General features: G+C 63.8%; 28 protein-coding genes. 12 read left to right on the plus strand and 16 right to left on the minus strand.

The features are described from left to right. Positions 1-150 precede the first annotated feature (150 nt). The 3 genes from IHE39_RS21395 to IHE39_RS21405 are packed head-to-tail and all read left to right on the plus strand — an operon-like array spanning position 151 to position 3,373. Positions 151-1,446 carry an efflux RND transporter periplasmic adaptor subunit gene (locus IHE39_RS21395; protein WP_192567885.1) on the plus strand — a complete coding sequence of 432 codons (1,296 nt, stop codon included), beginning with the start codon at positions 151-153 and terminating at the stop codon, positions 1,444-1,446. 8 nt (positions 1,447-1,454) lie between these two features. Next, positions 1,455-2,159, plus strand: a complete 705-nt coding sequence (locus tag IHE39_RS21400) for an ABC transporter ATP-binding protein (protein ID WP_192567886.1) — start codon at positions 1,455-1,457, stop codon at positions 2,157-2,159. A gap of 2 nt (positions 2,160-2,161) precedes the next feature. After that, positions 2,162-3,373: an ABC transporter permease gene (locus tag IHE39_RS21405; RefSeq protein WP_192567887.1), complete on the plus strand. Its 1,212-nt coding sequence runs from the start codon at positions 2,162-2,164 to the stop codon at positions 3,371-3,373. Positions 3,374-3,379: 6 nt separating this feature from the next. On the opposite strand, the gene IHE39_RS21410 is transcribed toward IHE39_RS21405, so the two are convergent. The 3 genes from IHE39_RS21410 to IHE39_RS21420 form a co-directional block, all read right to left on the minus strand. After that, positions 3,380-3,829 (minus strand): cupin domain-containing protein, encoded by a 450-nt coding sequence (locus tag IHE39_RS21410; RefSeq protein WP_192567888.1) that lies wholly within the window; start codon positions 3,827-3,829, stop codon positions 3,380-3,382. Positions 3,830-3,936: 107 nt separating this feature from the next. After that, positions 3,937-4,650, minus strand: a complete 714-nt coding sequence (locus IHE39_RS21415; protein WP_192567889.1) for an NUDIX hydrolase — start codon at positions 4,648-4,650, stop codon at positions 3,937-3,939. A 9-nt stretch (positions 4,651-4,659) separates the two neighbouring features. Continuing rightward, positions 4,660-5,772, minus strand: a complete 1,113-nt coding sequence (locus IHE39_RS21420) for an endonuclease/exonuclease/phosphatase family protein (protein WP_192567890.1) — start codon at positions 5,770-5,772, stop codon at positions 4,660-4,662. A gap of 167 nt (positions 5,773-5,939) precedes the next feature. Between IHE39_RS21420 and IHE39_RS21425 the strand changes: the two genes are divergently transcribed. Both IHE39_RS21425 and IHE39_RS21430 read left to right on the plus strand, forming a co-directional pair. Next, entirely contained in the window at positions 5,940-6,458 is a 519-nt protein-coding gene (locus IHE39_RS21425) for a BA14K family protein (protein WP_192567891.1), read from the plus strand. Positions 6,459-6,622: 164 nt separating this feature from the next. Continuing rightward, the gene (locus IHE39_RS21430) at positions 6,623-6,928 is read left to right on the plus strand and encodes a PilZ domain-containing protein (RefSeq protein WP_184767205.1); all 306 of its coding nucleotides are present in this window, start codon (positions 6,623-6,625) and stop codon (positions 6,926-6,928) included. A 303-nt stretch (positions 6,929-7,231) separates the two neighbouring features. Here IHE39_RS21430 and ilvC read toward each other — a convergent pair whose 3' ends face one another. The 3 genes from ilvC to IHE39_RS21445 all read right to left on the minus strand — a co-directional run bounded on the left by ilvC (position 7,232) and on the right by IHE39_RS21445 (position 10,024). Continuing rightward, positions 7,232-8,251, minus strand: coding sequence for a ketol-acid reductoisomerase (gene ilvC / locus IHE39_RS21435; RefSeq protein ID WP_184767204.1), 1,020 nt, complete (start codon positions 8,249-8,251; stop codon positions 7,232-7,234). Positions 8,252-8,277: 26 nt separating this feature from the next. Then, entirely contained in the window at positions 8,278-8,931 is a 654-nt protein-coding gene (locus IHE39_RS21440; protein WP_192567978.1) for a TetR/AcrR family transcriptional regulator, read from the minus strand. Positions 8,932-9,103: 172 nt separating this feature from the next. Next, positions 9,104-10,024 (minus strand): LysR family transcriptional regulator, encoded by a 921-nt coding sequence (locus IHE39_RS21445; protein WP_192567892.1) that lies wholly within the window; start codon positions 10,022-10,024, stop codon positions 9,104-9,106. Between the two features lie 92 nt (positions 10,025-10,116). On the opposite strand from IHE39_RS21445, the gene IHE39_RS21450 reads away from it, so the two are divergent. Continuing rightward, a complete protein-coding gene (locus IHE39_RS21450) occupies positions 10,117-11,169 on the plus strand; it encodes an SDR family oxidoreductase (protein ID WP_192567893.1) in 1,053 nt (350 codons plus the stop codon). A gap of 17 nt (positions 11,170-11,186) precedes the next feature. Here the strand turns inward: IHE39_RS21450 and IHE39_RS21455 are convergent, their stop codons facing one another. From IHE39_RS21455 to IHE39_RS21475, 5 genes are all read right to left on the minus strand, one after another. After that, positions 11,187-11,828 (minus strand): hypothetical protein, encoded by a 642-nt coding sequence (locus IHE39_RS21455; RefSeq protein ID WP_192567894.1) that lies wholly within the window; start codon positions 11,826-11,828, stop codon positions 11,187-11,189. A 57-nt stretch (positions 11,829-11,885) separates the two neighbouring features. After that, the gene (locus IHE39_RS21460) at positions 11,886-12,953 is read right to left on the minus strand and encodes an OmpA family protein (RefSeq protein ID WP_246485593.1); all 1,068 of its coding nucleotides are present in this window, start codon (positions 12,951-12,953) and stop codon (positions 11,886-11,888) included. Between the two features lie 88 nt (positions 12,954-13,041). Then, positions 13,042-14,304, minus strand: coding sequence for an FAD-dependent oxidoreductase (locus IHE39_RS21465; protein WP_192567895.1), 1,263 nt, complete (start codon positions 14,302-14,304; stop codon positions 13,042-13,044). An 85-nt stretch (positions 14,305-14,389) separates the two neighbouring features. Then, a complete protein-coding gene (locus tag IHE39_RS21470; protein WP_184767199.1) occupies positions 14,390-16,306 on the minus strand; it encodes a potassium transporter Kup in 1,917 nt (638 codons plus the stop codon). Between the two features lie 112 nt (positions 16,307-16,418). Continuing rightward, positions 16,419-17,159: a pyridoxine 5'-phosphate synthase gene (locus IHE39_RS21475; protein ID WP_192567896.1), complete on the minus strand. Its 741-nt coding sequence runs from the start codon at positions 17,157-17,159 to the stop codon at positions 16,419-16,421. Positions 17,160-17,277: 118 nt separating this feature from the next. Between IHE39_RS21475 and IHE39_RS21480 the strand changes: the two genes are divergently transcribed. Continuing rightward, complete coding sequence (locus tag IHE39_RS21480; RefSeq protein ID WP_192567897.1) at positions 17,278-17,682, plus strand: SpoIIAA family protein; 405 nt, start codon at positions 17,278-17,280, stop codon at positions 17,680-17,682. A 245-nt stretch (positions 17,683-17,927) separates the two neighbouring features. Next, entirely contained in the window at positions 17,928-18,800 is an 873-nt protein-coding gene (locus IHE39_RS21485) for a protein phosphatase 2C domain-containing protein (protein ID WP_192567898.1), read from the plus strand. 127 nt (positions 18,801-18,927) lie between these two features. Here IHE39_RS21485 and IHE39_RS21490 read toward each other — a convergent pair whose 3' ends face one another. Further along, positions 18,928-20,055, minus strand: coding sequence for an ATP-dependent DNA helicase (locus IHE39_RS21490; RefSeq protein ID WP_184767195.1), 1,128 nt, complete (start codon positions 20,053-20,055; stop codon positions 18,928-18,930). Between the two features lie 187 nt (positions 20,056-20,242). Between IHE39_RS21490 and IHE39_RS21495 the strand changes: the two genes are divergently transcribed. Then, positions 20,243-20,878, plus strand: a complete 636-nt coding sequence (locus IHE39_RS21495; protein WP_192567899.1) for an ankyrin repeat domain-containing protein — start codon at positions 20,243-20,245, stop codon at positions 20,876-20,878. A 198-nt stretch (positions 20,879-21,076) separates the two neighbouring features. Further along, positions 21,077-21,580, plus strand: coding sequence for a GNAT family N-acetyltransferase (locus tag IHE39_RS21500; protein ID WP_192567900.1), 504 nt, complete (start codon positions 21,077-21,079; stop codon positions 21,578-21,580). A gap of 15 nt (positions 21,581-21,595) precedes the next feature. Here IHE39_RS21500 and IHE39_RS21505 read toward each other — a convergent pair whose 3' ends face one another. The 3 genes from IHE39_RS21505 to nthA are packed head-to-tail and all read right to left on the minus strand — an operon-like array spanning position 21,596 to position 23,212. Further along, positions 21,596-21,955 carry a nitrile hydratase accessory protein gene (locus tag IHE39_RS21505; protein WP_192567901.1) on the minus strand — a complete coding sequence of 120 codons (360 nt, stop codon included), beginning with the start codon at positions 21,953-21,955 and terminating at the stop codon, positions 21,596-21,598. After that, positions 21,942-22,601 (minus strand): nitrile hydratase subunit beta, encoded by a 660-nt coding sequence (gene nthB / locus IHE39_RS21510; protein WP_192567902.1) that lies wholly within the window; start codon positions 22,599-22,601, stop codon positions 21,942-21,944. The genes IHE39_RS21505 and nthB overlap by 14 nt, the downstream gene beginning before the upstream one ends. Further along, entirely contained in the window at positions 22,598-23,212 is a 615-nt protein-coding gene (gene nthA, locus IHE39_RS21515) for a nitrile hydratase subunit alpha (protein WP_192567903.1), read from the minus strand. Before nthA ends, nthB begins: the two co-directional genes overlap by 4 nt. Before the next feature lie 99 nt (positions 23,213-23,311). On the opposite strand from nthA, the gene IHE39_RS21520 reads away from it, so the two are divergent. Both IHE39_RS21520 and IHE39_RS21525 read left to right on the plus strand, forming a co-directional pair. Then, on the plus strand, positions 23,312-24,586 hold the full coding sequence (locus tag IHE39_RS21520) for an SDR family oxidoreductase (RefSeq protein WP_192567904.1): 1,275 nt from the start codon (positions 23,312-23,314) through the stop codon (positions 24,584-24,586). A gap of 3 nt (positions 24,587-24,589) precedes the next feature. Beyond that, positions 24,590-25,063 carry a DUF2269 family protein gene (locus tag IHE39_RS21525; RefSeq protein ID WP_192567905.1) on the plus strand — a complete coding sequence of 158 codons (474 nt, stop codon included), beginning with the start codon at positions 24,590-24,592 and terminating at the stop codon, positions 25,061-25,063. Here the strand turns inward: IHE39_RS21525 and IHE39_RS21530 are convergent, their stop codons facing one another. Continuing rightward, positions 25,064-25,660 (minus strand): LysE family transporter, encoded by a 597-nt coding sequence (locus IHE39_RS21530; protein ID WP_192567906.1) that lies wholly within the window; start codon positions 25,658-25,660, stop codon positions 25,064-25,066. Positions 25,661-25,677: the final 17 nt, after the last annotated feature.

Below are 25,677 nucleotides of genomic sequence, written 5' to 3' on the forward strand. Positions count from 1 at the left end.
TAATTTGAATTTCGGGACCACTCAGCCGATCTGTGATTTTAGAGCATGATCGTCAAACTGGCATCCCGGTTTCAGACAAGATCATGCTCGATCGAACCAGCTTAGAGCAGGCTCTAGGCGGATTTTCTGGGACCATCGAAAGGGTCTGGCTTGGACCAGCTGACAAATCGCCCGCAACAGGCGAGCACGCCATCGATAGAGGCAGCCCTTGGCCTTGACGGCAACGGCCGCGCCACGCGCCGCCGTGGCTGGCGCTGGCTGCTGGTCGCGCTGGTCGCTGCGGCTGGCGCCTATGCGGGCTACTCCTGGTTCGCAACTCCTTCCGAGAAGCTGGTCTACACCACGCAAGCGGCCGAGATCGGCGACCTGACCGTCGAAGTGTCGGCGACAGGCAATCTGCAGCCCCTCACCCAGGTCGACATTTCGAGCGAACTGTCGGGCGTCGTCCGCTCGGTCGCGGTGGTCGAGAACCAGCAGGTCAAGAAGGGCGACGTGCTCGCCTCGCTCGATACGACGCGGCTTTCGGCCCAGATCGAGCGCGCCCAGGCGTCGGCTAAGGCCGCCGCCGCCAAGGTCGAGGATACACGCACCACGCTGTCGCAGAATGCCCAGGCACTCGCCCGCGCCCAGGAGCTGGCGAAGCGCGGCATGGCCACCACCCAGGCATTCGAAGCCGCTACCGCCGAGCGCGACCGCGCCCAGAGCGCACTCGACATGGCCGAAGCCAACCTCGCCATATCTCAGGCCGACCTCAAGCTGCAGCAGGCCGACCTTGCCAAGAGCACCATCTATGCCCCCATCGACGGCGTCGTGCTGACACGCTCGGTCAATCCGGGCCAGACGGTGGCGTCCTCCATGCAGGCACCCGTGCTCTTCGTGCTCGCCGCTGACTTGTCCCAGATGGAGCTCAAGGCGGCGGTCGACGAAGCCGACATTGGTTCGGTGGCGAGGGGCCAGAACGCCCGCTTCACGGTCGATGCCTTTCCCGACCGCAGTTTCGACGCCACCATCCGTGACATCGCCTATGCCTCGGTCACGACGGACGGGGTGGTCACCTATAATGCCTGGCTCGAAGTCGCCAATGACGAGCTGCTGCTGCGTCCGGGCATGACGGCGACGGTGTCGATCGTCACCCGCGAGGCCAAGGGCGTGCTCACCGTGCCAGCCACCGCCTTCCGCTACCGCCCAGTGCCTGTCGCCCGCAGCAGTGGTTTCAGCCTGCAGAATCTGTTCCTTGGCCGCCCCAACCGCGGCCAGACCGACCGCAGCCGCCCGGCCTCCACACCGACTGACGGCTTGCGCACGCTCTACGTGCTCAAGAACGGCGCGCCGGTTACTGTCAGGGTCAAGACCGGCTCCACCGACGGCGACCGCACGGAGATCGTCTCCGGGCTTGCGGCAGGCGACGCGGTCGTCATTGCCGCATCCCCGGCCAAGAGCAATTGAGCGCGGTCATGAGCCTCGCCCCGCTCATCGCCTTCGACAAGGTCTGGAAGACCTATGGCCATGGCGAGGCCGAGGTGCGCGCACTGGCCGGTATCGACCTTGCGATCGACGAGGGCGAATTCGTCGCCATCATGGGCCCATCGGGCTCCGGCAAGTCGACGGCGATGAACATCGTCGGCTGCCTCGATACGCCGACTTCGGGCCACTACGGCTTCATGGGCACCGACGCCGGCCGGCTCGACCGCAACCGGCGCGCGGTGCTGCGCAATCTCTATATCGGCTTCGTCTTCCAGGGCTACAATTTGCTGCCGCGCACCACGGCAGCGGAGAATGTCGAGCTGCCGCTGATCTATCGCGGTGTCGCAGCCCATGAGCGGCGTACGCTTGCCATGAAGGCGCTCGCCGAGGTTGGCCTCGAAGGCCGCGAGCACCATACGCCCGCCGAACTGTCCGGCGGCCAGCAGCAGCGCGTGGCGATTGCGCGCGCCATCGTCACCCGTCCCACCCTTCTTGTCGCCGACGAGCCGACCGGCAATCTCGACACCGCCCGCAGCCACGAGATCATGCAATTGCTGACCAGCCTCAATCAGGATGCGGGTCTCACCATCGTCATGGTCACCCACGAAGCCGACATCGCCGCCTATGCCGGCCGCACCATCGCCTTTCGCGACGGGCACATCGCTTCCGACACCAAGAAACTGGAGGCGGCATAGCGATGATCTGGGAAACCGTCCGCCTCGCGCTTCGTTCCGTTCGCCGCAATGCGCTGCGTTCGTTCCTGACGTTGCTCGGCATCGTCATCGGCGTTGCCGCCGTCATTGCCATGCTGACGATCGGCAGCGGCACCACCGAGAAGGTCAAGGCCGACATCTCGCAGCTCGGCAGCAATCTGTTGATCGTCCGCGCCGGCCGCCCCGCCGCGCCCGGCTCAGGGCCACAGCAGACGATCCGGCAGCTTGGCGAAAAGGAAGTCGCCGCCCTGACAGCACATCTCGAAGGCGTGCGCGCCGTCTCCCCTGCCTCGCAGAAACAGGTTCGTGTCGTCTTCGGTACCGAAAGCCTGACCTCGTCGATCACCGGCACCGACAACGCCTATCTCGACGCCCGCGACTGGAAGCTCGCCTCGGGCCGGCCGTTCAGCGAGTCCGAGGTGCGCGGCGGCATCAATGTCTGCCTGATCGGCGAAACGGTGCGCCAGCAGTTCTTCGGCTCGGGCGATCCCGACGGAGCTGCCGTCCGCATCGGCCGCGTCAGCTGCAAGGTCGTCGGCTTGCTGGAGGCCAAGGGTTACTCCGGCTTCGGCCAGGACCAGGACAATGTCGTCTTGATGCCGCTTTCGGCCTTCCAGCGGCGTATCGCCGGCAGCCGCGACATCGAAACGATCTATGTCGCCGCCGACGATGCCACGCCCACCCAGGTCGTCCAGACACGTATCGAAGACATCATGCGCGACACACGCAGAGTGACCGCCGACCGCGAGGACGATTTTTCGGTCCGCGACATGACCCAGATCGCCGACGCGATGGCCAGCGCCACGGCCACGATGACCGGCATGCTGGGTGCGGTCGCTGGCGTCAGCCTGCTCGTCGGCGGCATCGGCATCATGAACATCATGCTGGTCTCGGTCACCGAGCGCACGCGCGAGATCGGCATCCGCCTTGCCATCGGCGCGCATGAGAAGCACATCCTCATCCAGTTCCTGGTCGAGGCAACGGTGCTGTCGCTGCTTGGCGGGCTGATCGGCATCGCCATCGGCCTTGCGCTCGCCGGTGCCGCCTCGCTGGCGCTGTCGATCCCGTTTGCGCCAAGCCTCGCGGTGGTGCTGCTTGCCGTCGGCTTCTCGGCGCTGATCGGCATGGTGTTCGGCTTCTTCCCGGCCCTGCGCGGGGCGCGCCTCGACCCGATCGAGGCGCTCAGGCACGAATAACCGAAGCTACTTCTTCAGCAGCGTGTTTGCCGTGCCTTCCTCGACCTGATCGATAACCAGCAGCTTGACCGGCTCGGCACCGACATTTGCTCCCTGATGCCACGCGCCGATCATCTCGACGATGAAATCGCCCTTGTTGTAGCTGGTGCTCTTGCCGGTCTCGGCGTTGGTCACCTGCAACTGGCCCTCGAGCACATAGGCGTAGCGCGCCAACGGGTGCATGTGCACCGGCAGAGACGCCCCAGGTGGAATCTCGAATGACGACACCAGCACCTGCACGTTGTTCTGCGGCAAGACGATCGGCTGCCCGTTCGCCGTCACCGTCGTCGACGCCAGCGGCGTCACGACAACCTTGGCGGCAGGCGTGCTGTCGAGCGCGCCGGCAGCGCTGCTCTGGAACAGAGCCAGCGCGACCGCGCCGGATAAAATGCGTGCACGCGAACGAAAGCTGGCCATCGAATCCCCCAGAGATGTGCCGCAAGATACTGCGCCAACTTGTGACCTAGCGTCATGCAGCTGGCAAGGGCATCGACTGGGCGTTTGGACAGCGAGGGCCGGAGACTTCAGCTGCCTGAAAAATGCCATTCCGCCAGCGGGCGCATATGCGGCATCAGGTTGTCAGGCAGATCGTACAGGCCGCGGATGATGACAGGCCCTTCGATCTCAGGCTCCGGTTCGGCCGCCACGAAGCGCTCGATGCGTGCCGCCACCTCGTCGGCTGTCTCGGCCAGATGGTAGCAGCGCACGATCGCCGTGCCGGTTTCGCCCGACAGCGCATAGCAGCGTTCTTCGCGGCGCGCCTCGCCAAGTTCGAGCCCGGTCTCCTCGCGCACCTCGCGCGCCATGTTGTAGTCGAGGTCGACGAGGCCATCGCGAAAGTCCTCCGGCTCGAACGAGCCGGCGGCGAAATAGACCTTGCCGGCATTGACCGTATGCGCGCCCATACGGATCGCCACCAAGGCATTGTCGCTGGAGATCAGCATGGCATGGGCGAAAGAATGTTCGGCGCTGGTGATGGGCTTGAGCTTGCGCCACAGCATGAAGGTCGAGAAGCGCACGGCATGGCAGCGACCCGTCAGGCGGTTCTCGGCATAGGCAAGCTCCGACAGCAGCACCACCTTGCCGTCGAACATGGCCGGCTTCAGCGCCTTTTCAGCGTCCCAGTTGGCCGCGATCGCCTCGGCATTGTCACGCTCGAACGGATGCGGGGCGGGATCGAGGCGCACGTCGACGACGTCGACCGGCAGGATCTGGTTGCGCGGAATGTCGAATGCCAATGAAATCTCTCAGGTAACGCTTAGGGTCACCGCCACCGGGCAGTGGTCGGATGCCTTGGGCCGGTCCCAGCCGGCGCGCGGATAACGGTCCACCTCTTGGCCGGGCGGGAAGATGGTGCGCCAGGGCTGGCCACGGCGCACGATATCGGGCACCGCCTGCTCGTTTGTCCGCGCCAGTGCCGGCGACAGCAGGATGTAGTCGAGCTGGCACAGATGCCGCTCCAGCGGCCCGCGCGTGTGGTAAAGCGTCCAGCGGTCCATCTCGGGCCGCCGTTCGACGACATTTTCGGCAAAGCCGTCGGCGAGGAACACGTCGAGGCAGGAGGCAGTCTCCTTGACCGGGGTGAAGCTGTGTCCCTGGTAGGCATCGCCTGAAATCACCAGCCGCTCGCGGTAGTCATTCATGTCGCCGCAGATCACCCAGCGCTTCTCGCCGGTATGGTCCTTGCCGAAGCGGTCCTCGATGATGCGCCTGACAGCCTTGGCCTCGGCGACACGGACCGGCATCGTCGCATCGCGGCCATTCAACCCGTTGCGCGGCGAGCCCATCGACTTGAAGTGGACCGAATAGATGGTCAGCGGCTTGCCGCCGATCTTGACGTCGATCTCCAGGCAATCGCGGCGGAAGATGCGCTCGAACGGCTCCTGGCCAAGCCCCGCAAGCTCGGGCGTGTGCAGCCCGAACTCCTCGAAGGTGACATGGGCATGGCTGGTCATGCGCACGAACTCGATCGGTTCGCCATGCGAAGTTTCCGCCCGCATCATGACCGCGACGTCGATGCCGCGCGAATCATTGCCCGAGGTTGTGTATTTGTGCTGGTAGCCCTGCCCCACCATCTTGAACAGATAGCCGTATTCGAACGCCTTCAGCGCCTCGATATTGTCGACTTCCTGCAGGCAGATGATGTCGGCGCGGGTCTCGGCGATCGCCAGTGCTGTCAGCTGGCGCATGTCGTCGGCATGCGCGATGGCGCGCGCCTGCTCAAGCAACCGGTATTCGGCCTCACTGTGGATCTCGAACAGCGCAAGCGTTCGATCCTCGTTGAGCTGGTTGCGATAGCCGGAATAATCGAACCTGTTCATCAGGTTCTCGACATTGAAGGTGGCAAGGCGCAGCGACATGCCGCGAGCATTGCCTTCATGTCGGGTCAAACACAAGAGCCCAGATACAACTCCGCGGGGAACCGCGTGCGTTCATTTTCCGTTCAGGCTGAAAGGCGGAATATGCCTCATCTCCATCGAAATTTGGGGGCATGGAGCCTTTGGGATTCGGACATCAGGAGACGATCATGAACCTCTCATCCCTTGCACGTTCCGGGCTCGTCGCGCTCGGTCTTGTCACCGGCCTGCCGCTGGCTGCCTCAGCTTCGCCAGCCGGCATCGGCCAGATGCCGTCGATTGCTCCGCAGGCGACGCAGAACATCATCCTTGCTCAGAGCCATTTCTGTCCACCAGGAAGCGGATGCTTTGGCCGGCGCGATGGCCGGCGAGATGGCTGGCGCGGTGACGGCTGGCGTCGCGAAAACTGGCGCGGCGAGCGCTGGCGTGACGACTGGCGCTGGCGCCATCGCCCGCACCGCCGCCATTTCAGGAGCGGCATCTATCTGAACTTCGGCATTCCGGCCTACCGCTACGACGAGCCGCGCTACTACCAGCCACGCTATGTCCAGCCGCGCCGCGCCTATCGCGGCGGCGGGTCGGCGCACGTCCAGTGGTGCTACGACCGCTACCGCTCCTACCGGGCCCGGGACAACACCTTCCAGCCCTACAACGGCCCGCGCCGTCAGTGCTGGTCGCCCTACAGTTGAGACGGACCGAGATGAAGCGAGCGGCGCCACGCAAGTGGCGCCGTTTTTCTATCAAATGTGATGAACAGCTAAACAACGGCTTTCCGCCGCAACAAGCTGTTGTTTACACATGATGTGTAGAACAAAGAATACCGGGAGGATTTTCTATTCTGGGTTGAGAATGCATGACGATCGACAACGCCGAGATCGCCGAAAACGAACTGCGCCGCGAGCGCCGCAACCGCGTCCTCAAGGGCGCGGCGATCCTGACTGGGATCACCAACTCGGAGATCCGCTGCACCATCCGCAACATGCATCTGAACGGCGCTGAGATCAAAATCCCGCTCGAAAGCCGCGTTCCCGACCAGTTCTTGCTCTATGTGCCCGTCGACGGCATCGCCTATCGCTGCATCGTGCGCTGGCGCAAGACCGACCGCATCGGCGTCCAGTTCGAAGGCACCGAGCCCAAGCCACACTGGCATTACGGCTGACCCCCTGCATGAAAAAGCCGACGGATCGCTCCGCCGGCCTTTTGGTCTGGCGTCGAGCGCCCTAGAAGTCCGGGGCAATTCGCCCTGCCGCGCTGGATGGCGTGGCCTTCGAGAACCGGAGCGGAGCGGACATCAAGTCCGTGAGCACCGGAAGCGGAGGAGGCTGCGGCAGGCAGCCGGCAGGGTAGAATTGGGACGGACTTCTTAGTTCTTGGTCTTGTCGACCAGATGGTTCTTGGCGATCTCCCGCGCGCCAGCAGGGCAGAGCCCGAGGGCGCGCAAAAGAAGCACTGTGGATCGCTCTTAGTTCTTGGTCTTGTCGACCAGCTGGTTCTTGGCGATCCACGGCATCATCGCACGCAGCTTGGCGCCGACTTCTTCGATCTGGTGGGCGTCGTTCATGCGGCGGATACCCTTGAATCGGGCAGCGCCCGAACGGTATTCCTGCATCCAGTCGGAGGTGAACTTGCCGGTCTGGATGTCCTTCAGCACGCGCTTCATCTCGGCCTTGGTCTCGGCGGTGATGATGCGCGGACCCGAGACGTATTCGCCCCACTCGGCGGTGTTCGAGATCGAGTAGTTCATGTTGGCAATGCCGCCTTCATAGATCAGGTCGACGATCAGCTTCACTTCATGCAGGCACTCGAAATAGGCCATCTCAGGGGCATAGCCGCCTTCGACCAGCGTCTCGAAGCCGGCGCGAATCAGCTCGACCAGGCCGCCGCAAAGAACGACCTGCTCGCCGAACAGATCGGTTTCGCACTCTTCCTTGAAGTTGGTCTCGATGATGCCCGAACGGCCGCCACCGACGCCGCATGCATAAGACAGGCCGAGGTCGAGCGCGTTGCCCGATGCGTCCTGGTGAACGGCGACCAGGCACGGCACGCCGCCGCCCTTCTGGTATTCGCCGCGCACGGTGTGGCCCGGGCCCTTCGGCGCGACCATCAGCACGTCGACGGTTGCCTTCGGCTCGATCAGGCCGAAATGCACGTTGAGGCCGTGCGCGAAGGCGATCGCAGCACCGTCACGGATGTGCGGAGCGATCTCGTCGCGGTAGATGTCGGCCTGTAGTTCGTCAGGCGTCGCCATCATCATCAGGTCGGCCCATTTGGCGGCTTCAGCGACCGTCATCACCTTGAGGCCGTCGGCCTCGACCTTCTTGGCTGTTGCCGAGCCGGCCTTGAGGCCAATGACCAGTTCCTTGGCGCCCGAATCCTTGAGGTTCAGCGCGTGCGCGCGGCCCTGGCTGCCATAGCCGATGATGGCGACCTTCTTGCCCTTGATCAGGTTGAGATCGGCATCACGATCGTAATAGACACGCATTGGTAGGTTCCTTCCCGGTTTGTAATTCAGAGGGCCATGGGCCCGGTTTTCGCTCCATGAAGAGCAAGAAACTGCTGCGTAGCGCGCACGGCGTCGCCGTCGATCCCCGCCTCAGTCAATTCCAGCCGGTCGCCGAGCAGCAGACGGATCTGCACGTCCCGGGCAACCAGCCCGAAAAAGGTCCGGAACGCCGTTTCGGCGTCGTCGAATTCGAGAAGCTCCGCCTCGCGGCCGGCTTCCAGCACCGGCTTCAGCCTGCGGCCAAGCGCAAAGCGGCCGCGCTCGAGCACGATGGCGCCAAGATCGCGCTTTTCGGAACCGGCATGCACCACCCCAACCCGGTTGAGCGCGATCGAGGTGTCGCTCGAGATCACCCGCAGCCAGTCCGACGCGAAACGCTCGAGGCTCGACGTCAGCGAGGCAAGGTCGAGACCGTTGCGGTCGACCGGCGGCACCCGCACCTTCGAGGCCTGCCACTGCACGGTTGCGGTCAACAGGCCGTCTCGGTCGCCAAACCACTTGTACAGCGTTTCCTTGGAGCAGCTGGCGCGGCGCGCAACGGCGGTCATGGTCAGGCGGTCGCCTTCCTCGACGAGCAGGCGCAGCACCGCGTCGAGCACGTCCTGCTGACGCGCCGTCGGCCCATCGCCTTCCATCATCTCGGTCACAGCCTGCAGCATCATTCTAGTCCGTTTGCGCGGTGAACTTCTCAAGTTGAAGTCACCGTACCGTACGTTACGGTTCGGCTCATAGCGCAACCGGCGGTGCCATTGCAATCAGATTCTTTTGCGCGGATGCCGTTAACTCAAACCTTGCCGCACACAGCCCCCGCGGATCTGGTCAACAGCCCGCTCAGCCACGCCCGGAACCACCGAGGTCGACTGCCTCGACCAGGAAATCGAGCAGCGCCCTGACCCGTGCCGGCACTGGGCCGCCGCTGCCCAAAAAGACGGCGTGGACGTCTTCGAGGTCGCCGGGATTGGCGTCTTCGAGCACGGCGACAAGTCTGCCGGCCGCCAGGTCGTCGCGCACCTGGAACGCCGCCATCCGCGCAAGGCCGAGCCCGGCCAGCGCCAGCGCGCGCAATGCCTCGCCGTCACTGGCCTGCGCGTTGCCGGTTGGCATGACCTCTACAATGAGGCCGTGCTGCAGGAGCGGCCATCCCGGCATGCTGCGGACATAGGAAGGCCCAAGCAGGTTGTGCTCTTTCAGCTCTTCGGCGTTGCTCGGCACTGGTCGCGCAGCGAAATAGGCTGGCGTGCCGACGATCGTCATGCGGGTCGCGCCAAGCTTGCGCGCGACGAGGCTGGAGCTCTTCATCGGTCCGGCCCGGATCGCCACGTCGGCTCGCGCCTCCAACAGGTCGACAACCGTGTCGGACAAGGCAACGTCGACCGAAATATCAGGATATCGGGCCAGGAAGCGCGGCAGCAGCGGCAACAGGAAATGCGTGCCGAACGGCACATTGGCATTGATTCGCAAGCGTCCGCGTGGCGCTTCGCCGGCTGCCGCGCACTGCTCCGCTTCCCTGAGATCGGCAAGGATCACGACGCTGCGCTCGTAAAAGGCGCAGCCTTCCGGTGTCAGCTGCAGGCGGCGCGTCGAGCGATTGACCAGTCGTGCGCCAAGCCGGCTTTCCAACCGTGAAACCAGCTTGCTGACTGCCGAAGGCGACATCGACAGCGCACGTGCCGCCGCCGAAAACCCGCCGCACTCCACCGCCCGGGCAAACACTTCCATTTCGCCGAAGCGATTGACGTCCACCCGCATCATTGTGACTTCACGTCATAAATAATTGTCCTATGCGACATCTATTTCATCCTGTCTCCCGCGTCCATATCACCAGTCACACGGAGATCTGGATCATGAAACACAACACAGCCCTTATCGTCGGCGCCCATGGCGTCATCGGCAGCAATCTGGCCAGCCACCTGGCGACGCTCGGAAACTGGAACATCATCGGACTGTCGCGGCGCGGTGACCCGAACCAGGGCCAGATCCGCCACATCGCGGTCGACCTGCTGGATCACAAGGACAGCAGGGAAAAGCTCGGCGGCCTGACTGACGTCACCCACATCTTTTATGCCGCCTATCAGGACCGGTCGAGCTGGGCAGAACTCGTCGAGCCTAATGTCGCCATGCTGCGCAACGTCGTCGACACGGTCGAGCCGGTCGCCCAAAACCTGCGCCACATTAGCCTGATGCAGGGCTACAAGGTCTATGGCGCCCATCTCGGGCCGTTCAAGACGCCGGCTCGCGAGACCGACGCCAACCACATGCCGCCGGAATTCAACATCGACCAGCAGGAGCTGCTGGAAGACAGGCAGAAGGGCAAGAGCTGGAGCTGGTCGGCGCTGCGTCCTTCGGTGGTCATCGGCCAGGCCCTGGGCAATCCAATGAACCTGGCGATCGCGATCGCCGCCTATGCCTCGATATCAAGGGAGCTTGGCCTGCCGCTGCGCTTTCCCGGCAAGCCAGGCGCCTACGACAAGATCATCGAGATGACCGACGCCGGCTTGCTGGCACGGGCAACGGTTTGGGCCGCAACTGACGAGCGCTGCTCCAACCAGGCATTCAACATCACCAATGGCGACCTGTTCCGCTGGAACGAGATGTGGCCCAAGATCGCCTCGAGCTTCGGCCTCGACACAGCCCCGCCCCTGCCGATGTCGCTCGATACGATCATGGCCGACAAGCAGCCGCTGTGGGACAAGATGAAGGCCCGGCACGGCCTCGCCGACACGCCATACAGCGACGTCTCGTCATGGCGTTTCGCCGACTTCGTCTTTGGCTGGGACTATGACTTCTTCGCCGACGGCAGCAAGGCGCGCCGCTTCGGCTTCCACGAATTCGTCGATACCGAAGAGATGTTCATGCGCACCTTCAGCGAGCTGCGCCAGCGCCGGATCATCCCCTGATCCGGCCAAACGGCGGCCTATTGCCCATAGGTCGCGAGATAGTGCGACGGAATGGCGACCGGATACAGCACGCCGGACAGCGCCAGCACAATCAGCGTCGCAAACAGCGCGCCCACACCGGCAAAGCCGCCAAGCAAAGTCGCCCCCAGTACGGGGCGACTTGCCAGAAAGCCCCAGTAGGCGGCACAGCCGACGTGCACGAAAAGCGCCAGCACGCCGAGAAAATAGTATGGCGCGAAGAACCAGTGCCAGGGTGGTGCAAGGAAGCCAGCAGCGGCAAATCGAAAATCGGTATCGAGGCTGAGGACCGTTCGTCCGGCGATGACGGCTCCGACGTGGTTGACCAGGAAAAACGCGAGATAGGCGCCTGTCGCGGCCTGCAGCCAGGCAACCGCGCCCTTGCGTCCGGCCCATCCACGCACCAGCATGACCAGCCCGCTGCCGACCTGCCACAATATCAGGCAAACCAGAACGACTTCAACGAATGGCTGGCGATAGAACTGCCGTGCTTCAGCCATGAAGGCGATGTGGGTGTCCTGCCCTCTTAGGCCGGCGAGATGGTTGGTCATGTGCAACAGCACGAACAGCGCGACAAAGAGCGCCGACGCGCGGTGCAGGCCACGCAGCACTGGGCGCGCCGGTTGGTCATCGGTCCCCATTCATCCCCCTCAATCGGCCGCCGCCCATGCGGCCTCGGCGACCCTGCCCTAAAAAGATCAATTCAGCTTGACCAGAGCCACGCGCCGGTTCTTGGCCCGGCCTTCGTCATTGTCGTTGCTGGCGACCGGCGCCATCATGCCGGCACCCGCCGCCGTCAGACGTCCGCCGTCGACGCCGAACTGCGAAACAAGTGCTGCTTTCACCGCGGCCGCGCGGCGATTGGACAGGTCGATATTGTAGTCGAACTTGCCCTGGTTGTCGGTGTGCCCGACCACTGCCACCGCAAGCGCCGGATTGTCGCCCAACAGCTTGGCGATCTCTTTCAGCGTTGGCTCGGACTCGGGCTTTATGTCGGCCTTGTCGGTGTCGAAAAAGATGCCGTAGAGCGAAATTCCGCCGCTGGTCGACAGCGAGTCAGCCATCTTGGCCGCTTCCACCAGCACCATCTTCTTGTCGCGCGCCTTGGGCTCCAGCACATGCACGATGGCGATGGTGCGCGCATTCAGCTCCTTGCAATAGAGATCGTCGAGCAACTGGAAGGTCTGCACCGTCACGAAGGCGTCGCCGCCGTCACGTGGCACCTTGGCGGTAAAATAGCGCTGGTCGGCAACTCCCGACGACGCCACGCAGGCACCATTCGAAAATGCCTCCACGCCAAGGTCGCTGTCGTAGAAGAAGTTCATCATCAGGCTCATCTCGCCGCCGCCGCTCGAGGCCGAGCGCGAGGCATCACCGCCGCATTCTTCCTTCTTGCATTCGAACACCACCTCGCCGCCGGCAGCCTGCACCAAATCCTGGTAGTTGCGCAGCACCTCGAGCGGCGAACGGCCGTCGGGCAATACGTAAAAGAGGCGGGTGAGCGTGCCCTCGACCTCTTCCGACGTCTCCGGCTTGAACACCCGGTTGTTCATCTTGTCGCGCTTTTCCGCATCGGGATCAGCCTTCAGCGGCGCCAGCGGCACGGTAAAGTCAGTGTAGTCGAGCTTCTGGTGGTAGACGATGAACGAGCCTTCGTAGCGTTTGGCGAGCGCATTGTCGGCGGCACCTTCGATGTCGGCGGTGGGAACCGTCGCATCCGCCAGCGCCGGCATGCAGCCCAGCGCAAGCAGGGCCATTGCAGCCATCGCCTTTCGAATTCCACGCAGCACAAGTCCCGGCATCGCACGCCCCTTGGTTGAAGATGACGCAACGTAGCCACAACCGCCGCACCGCTCAAGCAGGGATCCGGACAGGCCTTTCTTCGCCACGTTCCGTCCAATCGACCTCCTTGAGGCCGGCCGGCGCGAAAGGATCGATCAGCGTGCCGGCAACGATCGAAGCCAGAAGCTGCGGCGCCGGCGACAGCTTGGCGACGGTCGCCACCAGCCGGTCGCGCAGCAACGGCAGCAGCACCGAGTCCGACTGGTAGAACGGCGTGAATGCCAAAGAGAGCATCTGAAACAGCCTGATGTGCCAACGTCGCGTGCGGACGTAAGCCGCAAGCGCCTCATCGATATCGCTTGCCTGCCTCAGCGCATGGGCGAGCGCTGCCGCATCGAGCAAAGCCATGTTGGCGCCCTGCCCCAGCTGCGGGCTTGTCGAATGCGCGGCGTCGCCGATGACGGCGAAGCCCCGCGCCGCCGGATTTGGCAGCGTGTGATGGCCATAGCGCGCCAGCGTCAGTTGGTCGAAATCCTCGATCTGGTCGAGATAGGCCTGGCATTCAGGCCAAAGCGCCGCCACCTCGGCCTTCCAGGCGGCCAGCCCTTTCCCCTGGACGCGTTCAGCATCGGCCGGCTTCAGGCTCCAGAAGAACGCCGCCATCTTGCGCCCGTTCGGTTCGACACGGCCGATCGGCAGCACCCCGATCATCACGCTGGCGCGGCGATAGCGCTGCGTCAGTGCTCGCTCGTCGAAGCCTGCCCCACGCCAGTCGAGCGAGGCCCAGAACGCGCCATAGACGAGTTGTTTTGAACCTGCGGTGAAGCCGGCGCTGCGGCGCAGTGTCGAGCGCGCGCCGCTGGCATCGATGACGAGATCGAACGCCCCATGGCGCCGCCCAGTGGCATCGACAAGCTGCGTTTGCTCGCCGGTTTCGACCGCATCAAGTTCGGCTCCGGTGACGATTTCGATGCCTTCGCTCAGAGCTGCCCGATAGAGCACGCCAAACAAGGCGGCGCGATGCACCGCGACGCCGTAGCGCCCGCCCGGCCGCGCGTCGTAACGCACGTCGAGCACCGTGCGGCCGCTTTCAGCATCGGTGCCGTGCAGCCGGTCGATCCGGCTGCCAAGTTTCGAGATTTCGCCAAACAGACCGAGATCGGCGAGCACCGAGAGTCCCGTCGGCTGCAGGATCAGCCCCGAACCCACCGGCTTAGGCTCGGCGAAGCGTTCATAGACGGTGACCCGGTGCCCGTCGCGCGCGATATACAGCGCAGCCGCCAGCCCCGCGGGCCCGGCACCGGCGATTGCGACATGACGTTTTCGACCGGTCATCTGCCCATCCATCCGCGACAGAAGTTCACGAATGGGCGGCGCATTGGCAACGCTTCACTTCGTCCCGCCGAAACAGCCGCAGGCCTCAGATCGAAACCTGCGTGCCGACCTCGACGACACGTCCAGTCGGGATCTGGAAGTATTCGGTCGCATCCGCCGCGGTGCGCGCCAGGCCAATGAACAGCCTGTCCTGCCACACCGGCATGCCGGAATTGGGCGACGCCTTCAGCGAGCGACGCGACAGAAAGAACGACGTCGTCATGATGTCGAACTTCCAGCCCTGCTTGCGGCATATGGCCAGCGCCTTGGGGATGTTGGGCTGCTCCATGTAGCCGAACTTCAGCTTCACCCGCATGAACAGCTCGTTGACCTGCTCCATCTTGACGCGCTCGCTGTCGGGCACGATCGGCTGCTGCGCCGTCACCACCGACAGGATGACATTCTGCTCATGCAGCACCTTGTAGTGCTTGAGGCTGTGCATCAGCGCCGTTGGCGCGCTATCGGGGTCGCTGGTCAGGAACACCGCCGTGCCAGGCACCAGATGCGGCTTCTTCTTGATCAGGTTGCCGGCAAGAAAGTCGAGCGGGATTTCGTTCTTGCGCGTCTTGTCGAACAGGTAGCGGCTGCCGCGCACCCAGGTCCACATGATCAGCACGATCGTGAAGGCGACCGCGAGCGACGCCCAGCCGCCCTCGAACACCTTGACGATGTTGGAAGCAAAGAAGCCGATGTCGATCAGGCCGAAGACAAAGGTCGCCACCACGACGGCGGCAACCCGCCAGCGCCAGATGCGCATCATCACGACCGACAGCAGCAACGTCGTCACCAGCATGTTGCCGGTGACCGAGATGCCATAGGCAGCAGCCAGGCTGCTCGACTCGCCGAAGCCGACGACCAAAAGCATCACCACCAGGGCGAGCAGCATGTTGACGCGCGGCATGTAGATCTGGCCCAGCGTCGTCTCCGAGGTGTGCTGGATGACAAGGCGCGGCAGCATGTTGAGCTGCACGGCCTGGCGCGTCAGCGAATAGGCGCCGGTGATCACTGCCTGGCTGGCAATGACGGTGGCGGCCGTTGCCAGCACCACCATCGGGATCAGCATCCAGCCTTCGTTCATCTCGAAGAACGGATGGCCGACGGTGCCGTTGTGGCTGAGCACGAACGCGCCCTGGCCGACATAATTGAGCAGCAGGCACGGGAAGACGATGCACAGCCAGGCCAGCACGATCGGCCGGCGGCCGAAATGGCCAAGGTCGGCATAAAGCGCCTCGGCGCCGGTCACGGCAAGGAAGATGGCGCCAATGGTGACGAACGACACTTCCGGCTGGTTGACGAGGAACTGGACGATGTAGATCGGGTTCACCGCCAGCAGGATTTCCGGGTCATCTGCGATGTGGACGATGCCGGAGTAGCCGATGGCCAGGAACCAGACGAGCGTGATTGGGCCGAACACGACCGCCACGCTGCCGGTGCCGAAGCGCTGCACCGAAAACAGTATGGCTAGGATCACCAGTGTCAGCGGCACCACGTAGGGCTGGAACGCAGGCGTGACGACATTCATGCCCTCGACCGCCGAGAGCACGGAAATTGCCGGCGTGATCACCGCGTCGCCATAAAACAGCGCGGCACCGACCATGCCAAGCGCCAGGATGATGCCAGAGCGCTTGGGCAAGCTGCGCCGCGCCAGCGCCATCAGCGACAGCGTACCGCCCTCGCCCCTGTTGTGTGCCCGAAGCACGAACATGACGTATTTGACGGTGACGATGATGGTCAGCGCCCAGATGATGAGCGAGAGCACGCCGAGAATATCCTCGCGTGATGCGACCTGACCTCCCGCCGACGCCACCAGCGCCTCGCGGAATGCGTAGATCGGGCTCGTACCGATGTCGCCGAAGACGACTCCGAGCGCTCCCAGAACGAGAATCCTGATGTCGTGGGAATGGCCGTCCGTCTGGACCACCTGGCCGCTTGTTCCCGCCTTGTCAGCGCCGGCATCGGCCATGGACAACTCTCCGTGAAGCCGCGGGGCTCTACGCTTACGGTGTCGCAAAAGCAACAGCTGTTTTGCGGCAGCTAATGTTCAGGCCATGCAGGCAACGCATGGCGCGCAGATGTTACCACCCGCAGGCCTTGAGATAGCGCCTAATCGTGCCGGCCATGCCATGCTCGAGCGCATCGGCCGTCAGCCCGTGGCCGATCGACACTTCCGCCAGTTTCGGAATGCGCTTCATCAACAGCGGCAAATTGTCGACGACCAGGTCATGCCCGGCATTGACGGCAAGGCCTGCGGCCAGTGCCGCCTCAGCGGTTTTTGCCAGCTTTTCCAATTCCTTGGCAGCCTTTGCCGAATCATCGAAGCAGGCACCATAGGGACCGGTGAACAGCTCGATCCGGTCAGCGCCGGTATCGCGGGCGGCACTCATTGCCGCGGGGTCGGCATCCGAAAACAGCGAGACGCGGAAGCCACCCTTCTTGAGACGCGCTACCACCGGCTTGAGCAGGCTGGCCTGTCCGGCGAAGTCCCAGCCGTGGTCGGAGGTTGCCTGCGACGGATCGTCCGGCACCAGCGTCACCTGTTCCGGCTGGTGCTTTTCCACCAACTGGAGGAAATCCTCGCTCGGATAACCCTCGATGTTGAATTCGGCCTTGGGAAACTCGTCGTCGATCAGTGCCCTGATTTCAGGCACGTCGGAGAAGCGGATATGGCGCTGGTCCGGGCGCGGATGCACGGTCAGCCCGTGCGCGCCGGCGGCAAGTGCGATGCGGCCCAGGCCGGTGACGCTCGGCCACGGCAGATCGCGCCGGTTGCGCAGCATAGCGATGGCATTGACGTTTACGGACAGCTTGGCAGGCATCGGCAACTCACATCGAAAGCGACACATGCCACCTATCACGGCTCGGGCGGGAACAGAGAGCGCTTTTATGTGTTCCAGTGTCGACGCCGCGACTTGCCGCACCAACGAGGACACGCCAATGAAATCCATGGATGCCCCGCCGCCCTTCCGGCGCATCGACACCGACAACCCAGAGGTCTTTGCCTTTGAGATTGTCGGCCATTTCACCCAGGCCGATATCGAAAACGCCTACGGCCTGCTCGACGCCGCCTATGAAGGTCACGACAAGATCGACGTCCTGCTGCGCGCCACAGGCTATGACGGCTTCGACTGGTCGGCCCTGTTCGATCCAATGACGTTCAAGGGCAAGATGAAGGCGTTGCATCATATCAGGCGCTACGCGCTTGTCGGCGGCCCCGCCTGGATGGGACCGGTGGTCGGCCTATTTGCGCCGCTCACCTCGATCGAAACCAGGCACTTCGCCGACGCCGACGAGGCAAAGGCGTGGGAATGGCTGGGCTCCAAGCCGTCCGACGCAGGCTAGGCCGTCCTGGAGCGCGGTTTCAAGTAACGAAGATTCTTGCACAGGCGGCGCATTTGCTCAGCCGTGCCGGCCGCAAGCGGCATCTTGATCTGGAACGCAGACAGATGCTGTCATGGACCAACAAAGGTTCCGTTGCCTGACCTGCCAATCAGCCACGGACTATGCAAACTTCAACCAACCCATCACTTCGCCGCGGCACATGCGGTCATACTCCAGTCACCGGCCCGCGCCAGACAGCTGCAATCATGCCCAATATCCGCATTATCGATTCGATCACCGCCCCCGGCTCTCCCTCGCGCCCGAATGAAGACAGCGCCGGCGGCAATGCCAGTTGCGCCTTCGTCATCGACGGTGCCACCGGCCTCGGCGGAACCAGCATCGTTGGCCTGCACGGCTCGGATGCCGCCTGGCTCGCGCGTTTTGCCCAAAGCACGTTCGAAGAGCTGGTCCGCAACGGCCGCGCGGTTGCCGATGTCGTGCGCGAACTCAACCAGCGTGTCGCCAATGTTGTGCATGAAGCGGCCAACGCCTTGCCGATCAAGCCGTGGAACCTGCCAATCGCCAGCTTCCAGATGGCGCGGGTCGAGGGCGAAGCGTTGTTCACGCATGGCCTGGGAGATTGCCGGCTGTTCCTGGTCGACGCGGACGGCACGATGCTCGAAACCAGCGCCATCAAGGCCGCCTACGCCAACGAACGCGACGGCGCCCGCAAGGCCATCGCCCTTTCAGGCGGCTTCTCCACCCATCAGGCACTCGCAGACGCGCCCGTCGTTCGCGAAGAGCTGCGACGGCGCCGTGCTGCCTACAATCAACCGAGCGGTTCCGTCTGGACGCTTGGCACTTCGCCTGCCGCCGCCGATCATCTGGTCACCGAGCAGCTTACGGTTGCCCTGCCCGCCAAGGGCCTGCTTTGCTCCGACGGCTTCGCCGCCCTTGCCGACCAGTACGGCCGCTACAGCGCTGCGGAGCTTGTTCGCGCTGCCGCAGACATCGGCCTTGCCCAGCTTTTGCAGGAGCTTCGCCACATCGAGCAGGTCGAAGACCCCGACGGCCAGAAGTTCCCCCGATTCAAGGTTTCGGATGACGCAACGGCTGTGTTGTTCGAGGTCGTTGCCTGAGATTAGGCCGGCCACGGCTTCAGATGGTCGGAAACTGACGGATTTCGAGATCGAAACGGATCGCATGTTTAGGTAGGCCGGCCTCAGCAGCACCCGCATTGGCCGTCTGCCAGCCCTAGCTGAAGCTCTAGCGAACGATGGTCAGGCGCTCGGCAGCACGCGTGATCGCCGTATAGAGCCAGCGCTGGCGCGTCTCCTTGAAGGCCCAGCTCTCGTCGAACAGCACGACATTGTTCCACTGCGAACCCTGCGCCTTGTGCACGGTCAGCGCGTAGCCATAGTCGAAATCGTCGTAGCGCTTCTTGGTGCCCCACGGGATTTCTTCGTCGGGGCTCTCGAACACCTGCTTCAACAGCTTGATCTTGGCGACGCCGCGGTCGGGATCGTCCTCTTCGGGTGCGACCAGCAAGTTGATGCCCGGCTTCACCGTCTCTCGCGACGAGGTCATTACCTTCCACAAAGAGCCGTTGAGCAGCCCTTTGGCCGGGTCGTTGCGCAGGCACACCAGCTTGTCGCCGGCCTGCGGATAACCGGCGGTGAAACCTTTGAGCTCGCGCAGCCGCTGATTGTAGCGCTTGCGCGTCCGGTTGGTGCCGACAAGCACCTGGTCGGCGTCGAGCACCAGGTCCTGGGTGACGTCTTCCTTGCCGATCACCTGTGCTGTGCCATAGTCGCCGCGCATGAACTCGCGGCCCTCGCGCACGTCGAGCGCCAGCCGCAGGATCGGGTTGTCGCGCGCCTGGCGATGGATCTCCGTCAGCAGGAAATCGGGCTCATGTTCGGTGAAGAAACCGCCGCCCGAGATCGGCGGCAGCTGCGCCGGGTCACCCAGCACCAGCACCGGCGTGCCGAAGGTCAGAAGGTCGCGACCGAGTTGCTCGTCGACCATCGAGCATTCGTCGATGACGACGAGTTTTGCCTTGGAAATGGGGCTCTGGCGGTTGAGCGAAAACGTCGGCGACATCGAGGTCTTGCCGGTCTGCTCATCGGCGATCGCCTCCTCGCCCTTCGGCCGGTAGATCAGCGAGTGGATGGTGCGCGCGTTGGTGGCGCCCTTCGAGCGCAGCACCTGCGCTGCCTTGCCAGTGAAGGCAGCGAACTGCACCTGGCCGTCGACATGTTCGGCGAAATAGCGCGCAAGCGTCGTCTTGCCGGTGCCGGCATAACCGAACAACCGGAATATCTGCGGCCTTCCGGTCTTGAGCCAGCGCGCCACGGCCTGCAGCGCGTCATCCTGCTGAGGTGAAAAATCCATTGTTTTGACTGACAGGATTCGGCGTTGAAGGGCAAGGGATTGAGCATCGAAGCCCACATAAGCTGACAAGCTGGCCCAATCAGGCGCCGTCTTCCTCGGAAAAGGAGGCCCTTGTTCATCAGCCGACTGCAAGGAACCAGCCAAAGTATGGTATTTTAGCGAGAGCATATCTGGGAAGGCGACCGCATTGACCAGAAGCCTGCAAGACGACGAAGCCAGGAGCTGGCCCGCCCTGCTGATGGCGGCGGAGAGCGGCGACGTGAACGCGGCCAATGCGGAGCTTGCGGCCGGCGCAGATGTCAATCAGTCGGACGACGACGGCTGGTCAGCACTTCACCTTTCAGCCCTCAATGCCCATACCTCGGTCGTCGAAACATTGCTCAGGCACCCAGAAATCGATCCAGATTCCCGAAACAGATGGAAGAGTACGCCTCTGATCCTGGCATCCGCCAAAGGCCACCTCGAGTGTGTTCTGGCCATCGTGGGGCACCCGCGAACAGACATCGATGCAAGGGCGGAATACTACGGCAGGACAGCCCTGATCGAAGCGGCAAAGAACGGACATATGAATGTCGCCAGGCTGCTCGTGGATAGCGGTGCGGACGTCAACTCCACCGACAAAAGCGGAAGAAACAACGCGCTCATCGAGGCCATCAAAGGCCGCCACTACGAGATCGCGGAGTATCTGCTGGGTTCAGGGAAACTGAATTTTCTCCACAAGGACGTCAGGCTGAACGCCCTGATCTGGGCAGGCAGCAGCCAAAATCACCAGTTCATGCAAAAGCTGGAAGCAGCGATTCATAACTTCTTCGACGGCAATTAGGCGAAGATTGATCGGCTTCTCGAACCTCCGCCCGCTTGATTGCGTCAACCGCCGCCCATGCTCACCAATAGGGAGATTGCTCCTGAGCGTTATCAGGTAGGGAACTCGCCTGCTGTCAGTTTGCGTCCCATTGCGATTGAACTTCCATTCGGCGAACCGTCATGTACGCCGCGCAGACCAACGAAAGCACATGCCTTGATGACAGCCCCTGAAATCCGGTTGCTCGTCCCGGGCAGCGACAATGCGGCCGTGCGCGACCTGTACGATCGCGCCGCCGATTTCGTCATGCTGGAATCCGGCACGGAACCGTCGGATGCGATGGTGGAACAGTTCTTCACCGATGGCCCGCCAGGCGTGGATTTCGCGACATCGCAAAAACTTGGCATGTTCCGACCAAGTGGCCAACTCGTTGCGATTGCCGACCTTGCCTTCGGCTATCCTGAGGCTGACGATGCCTATGTCGGGCTGCTGCTGCTTGACGAGAGCTGCCGGGGAATGGGCCTCGGCCGCACTTTCCTCGACCACCTGACGGGCATCGCACGGGCTGGCAACGCCAGACGGCTCCTGATCGCGGTGCTGGACGAAAACGCGCGTGGCCGCGCCTTCTGGGAGCGCGAGGGCTTTCGCCTGCTGCAAAGCTTCCCCGATTTCAAGATCGGCCCGAAAACCCATGTCGCGCACCGCATGTGGCGGTCGCTCTAGGGCCGACCGCGGTCGCTATAAGCCGGAGGATCGCCCCGGATCGTTCTCCAGCACGATCGGCTGCCCGTGCGGCGTGGCGTGTGCCGCCCGCTCCCAGGCTGCGGCAACGGCATCGACCTCTTCGTGGCCGGCAAGCCCCTTTTCCGCCAGCAATCGCTCAAGCGCGGCGAGCCAGCGTTCATAATAATCGCTGCCGTCGGTTGCTGCCTCCGGACGCTTCACTTCCGTCGACAGCCGCTCGGCCCATTCTGCCCAGCTGAACAGTCCGCGCTCGTGCAGTGCCACCACCATGGCAAAGGCCTCGGCCTGCCACGGCTCGGCGAAGACAGGCGCATCGAGCGTGGCTACCGGAATTCGTGCCTCATGCCGGCTCAAGGTAGCTCTCCCAGGCGTCGATGCTGACGGTGAGCGCCGGGTCCGCGCCCTCGCCCCACAATTCCGCGGCAGTAAACACGACAGTATAGACCCGTTGCGGGTTTTCGCCTTGGCCAGGCGCATTGCTGTCGGGGAAGACGAAACCGTCGCGCACCGCGTCGATCACGCCCTCCTTGCCCCTGGCATAACGCGGCAGCCGGGTGTGGCCGATCGGGTGAAAATTCTTGGTCCGCACGCGTTGGCCGACCGCAAACACCGCCGGTTCATCCATCGGCCGGTCGCAAGGCCCGCCCTTGGCAAGGACCGCCGGCACATTTTCCGCTTTCAGCACCCGCTTGGGCGTCGCCGCCAGATCGACGGCATCGCCCGCCGCCAGATCATTTGCTGTCACGAAATTGTGCCGCTTGAGCAGCGTCTCCAGCGCCTTGATCCAGATCTCGTAATAGCTCGACGCATAATAGTCGGCCGGATGCAGGCATTCGCGCGCGTGCCGGCTCTCGTCGATGTTCCAGGCGCCCATGGCGCCTGCCGTCAACGTCACGCCAAGCGCGCGCTTTTCCCATGCGGCGTGGAAATAGGGCTCGTCCTTTTCGGGCGCCACCGGCCCAAAACCCATCTGCCCGCCGAGATCATGCGGCCCGTTCATGCGGCCTCCCGCGCCAGGCCTGTGCCGATCATCGAGTCGCGCGTCACCAGATCGGCGAGCTTGTCCTCGCTCCAGCCATCGCTGCCACTGGGGCGCTGCGGCACCACGAGATAGCGCAGTTCGGCGGTCGAATCCCAGACCCGGATGTTCTTGTCCTTCGGCAGCGAAAGCCCGAATTCTTCCAGCACGCCGCGCGGGTCGATCACCGCCCTGCTGCGATAGGGCGGCGCCTTGTACCAGACCGGCGGCAGCCCCAGCACCGACCATGGGTAGCACGAGCACAGAGTGCAAACGACGAGGTTATGCGTCTCGTCGGTGTTGAACACCGCCTGCATGTGCTCGCCCTGCCGCCCGGTGTAGCCGAGCGAGGCGATCGCCGCGGTGGCGTCGCGCTTCAGCCAGTCAGCGTATTCGCGATCGCTCCACGCCTTCGCCACGACGCGCGCGCCGTTGCGCGGGCCGACCTTGGTCTCGTAGGTGTCGACGATGACATCGATAGCCGCCGGGTCGATCAGGCCCTTCCTGGTCAGGATGGTCTCCAGCGCACGCACGCGCGCGGCCATCGGCTCGAGCTCGTTGTCGTGATGGTGGTGGTCATGATCGTGTGACATATCAGGAGGCTATGCGCACACACGGCGCCACGCAAGCATGCTCGCCTTGGGCCAGCAGACGTTTGCGGAGCCGCCCCCAAGCTCGCTATCGTTTGCGCCATGCGGGTTCTGATTCTCGGCGGCAACGGCTTCATCGGGGCGGCAGTGGCAAGGTCGCTTGCCGCGCGCGGGCTGTCGGTCGTGGCGCTGGCGCGCGACACGGCGATGGCCGCCCGCCGCTATCCCGGCATCGACTGGGTCGAGGCCGACATTGCGCAGTTGTCACGGCCCGACGACTGGCTTGCCCTGCTTGCCGGCATCGATGCCGTAGTCAACTGCGCCGGTGCGCTGCAGGATGGTCCGCGTGACGATGTCGCTGCCGTGCAGTTCGCCGCCATGAACGCTCTCTACAAGGTCGCGTCGCCGCGTATCTTCGTCCAGATATCGGCGCGCACCGACGATGTGGCGGCGAACACCCCCTTCTTCGCCACCAAGCGCCAGGCCGATGCGGCACTTCGTGCCTCGGGCCTCGCTTTCGTCATCCTGCGCCCCGCCATCGTCATCGGGCGCGCCGCCCATGGCGGCTCGGCATTGCTGCGGGCGCTTTCCGCCTTTCCACTCGTCACGCCGCTGGTTTTTGGCGACAGCCGCATGCAGTTCGTTGCGCTGGATGATGTCGCCGCCGCCGTGTCGGACGCCTTGTCAGGCGACATCCCAGCCGGCAGCGACATCGACCTGGCCGCGCCGCAGGTGATGACGCTGGCGCAAGCTGTCGCCCGCCACCGCCAATGGCTCGGCCTGCCGCCGGCACGCGCGCTTGCCCTCCCCGTTTTCTTCGCCAGCATCGCCTCCGGTGCTGCCGATCTGCTTGGCCGGCTCGGCTGGCGCTCGCCTTTGCGCTCGACCGCGCTCGAGGTCGCCGCCGGCGGTGTCGCTGGCCATGCGACCGGGTCTGACAGGGCCGTTCGCTCCCTCGACCAGACGCTTGCCGCAAACCCCGCCGGCGTCCAGGAATTGTGGTTTGCCCGGCTCTACCTGCTCAAGCCGCTGGTGCTGGGCACGCTTTGCCTGTTCTGGCTTTTGTCCGGTATCATCGCGCTGCTGCGCTTCGACGCCTCGTCGACGCATCTTACCGCCGCCGGCGCGCCCACCGCACTCGCGCATGCCATCACCCTCGTCACCAGCCTCGCCGACATCGCGCTCGGCATCGGCGTGGCGGCCCGCCGTTACGCCAGACCGGCGCTGGGCGGCATGATCGCGCTGTCTGTGGCCTATCTCGCATCGGCGACCGTGCTCGCGCCTGGCCTCTGGGTCGATACGCTCGGACCACTGGTCAAGGTGCTGCCATCGATCGTGCTGGCGCTGGTGGCGCTTGCCATACTGGACGAGCGCTGAGCCATGGAAGAGCTTCTTCGCCTCGCCCATGTTCTTGGCGCCGCGGTGTTGTTCGGCACCGGCGCCGGCATCGCCTTCTTCATGGTCATGGCCCACCGCACCCGCGATCCCGCGACAATTGCCCATGTCGCCGGCACGGTGGTGATCGCCGACATGGTCTTCACCGCCACTGCGGTCATCCTGCAGCCCATCACGGGCGCCTGGCTGGCCTACGAAGTTGGCTGGCCGCTCACCGAGCGCTGGATCGTGCTCTCGCTCGCGCTCTACGTGCTGACGGGCCTGTTCTGGTTGCCGGTGGTGTTCATCCAGATCGAGCTGCGCAATCTCGCCCGTTCCGCCGCCACCACCGGCAAGGCTTTGCCGGCACGCTACTTCAAGCTCTACCGCATCTGGTTTTTCTGCGGTTTCCCGGCCTTCTTCAGCGTCGTCGCCATCTTCTGGCTGATGCTGACCCGGCCAACGATCGAGCTGTTCTGACTATTTCAGCATCGGCCATAGCGTCGCCGCCAAAAGCACGCCCATGGCGATATTGAACCATTTCAGCCGCACCGGATCGGCGAGAAAGCCGCGCAGCGCCATGCCAAAACCGGCCCAGCACGACACGCTCGGCACGTTCACTAGTGCAAACGCGCCCGCGATGATCAGCACCGACAAAAACGGCGCTTCAGTGCTGGTGTAGAGCGCCATGGCGGTGACTGCCATCACCCAGGCCTTCGGGTTGATCCACTGGAACGCCGACGCTTCGAGAAACGTCATCGGCTGGCCCTTGCTCTCGCCGTCCTTGCCGAGCGAGCGCGACATGGCGATGCGCCAGGCGAGATAGAGCAGGTAAGCCCCGCCAGCGATCTTGAGCACCAAATGCAGCGCCGGAAATGCCGTCAGCACCGCGCCCAGCCCAAAGCCGACGCCGAGCAGCAGCGACAGGAAGCCGAAGCCGATGCCCAGCATGTGCGGGATCGTACGCACGAAGCCGAAATTCACCCCCGAGGCCAGCAGCATGAAATTGTTCGGGCCCGGCGTGATCGAGGTCACGAACGCATAGACAAGCAATGCAAGGAATGCGTCGTAGCTCACTTTCCGCCCTCCGAACC

The sequence above is a fragment of the Aminobacter carboxidus genome (genome assembly GCF_014863355.1).
Taxonomy (GTDB): Bacteria; Pseudomonadota; Alphaproteobacteria; order Rhizobiales; family Rhizobiaceae; genus Aminobacter; species Aminobacter carboxidus.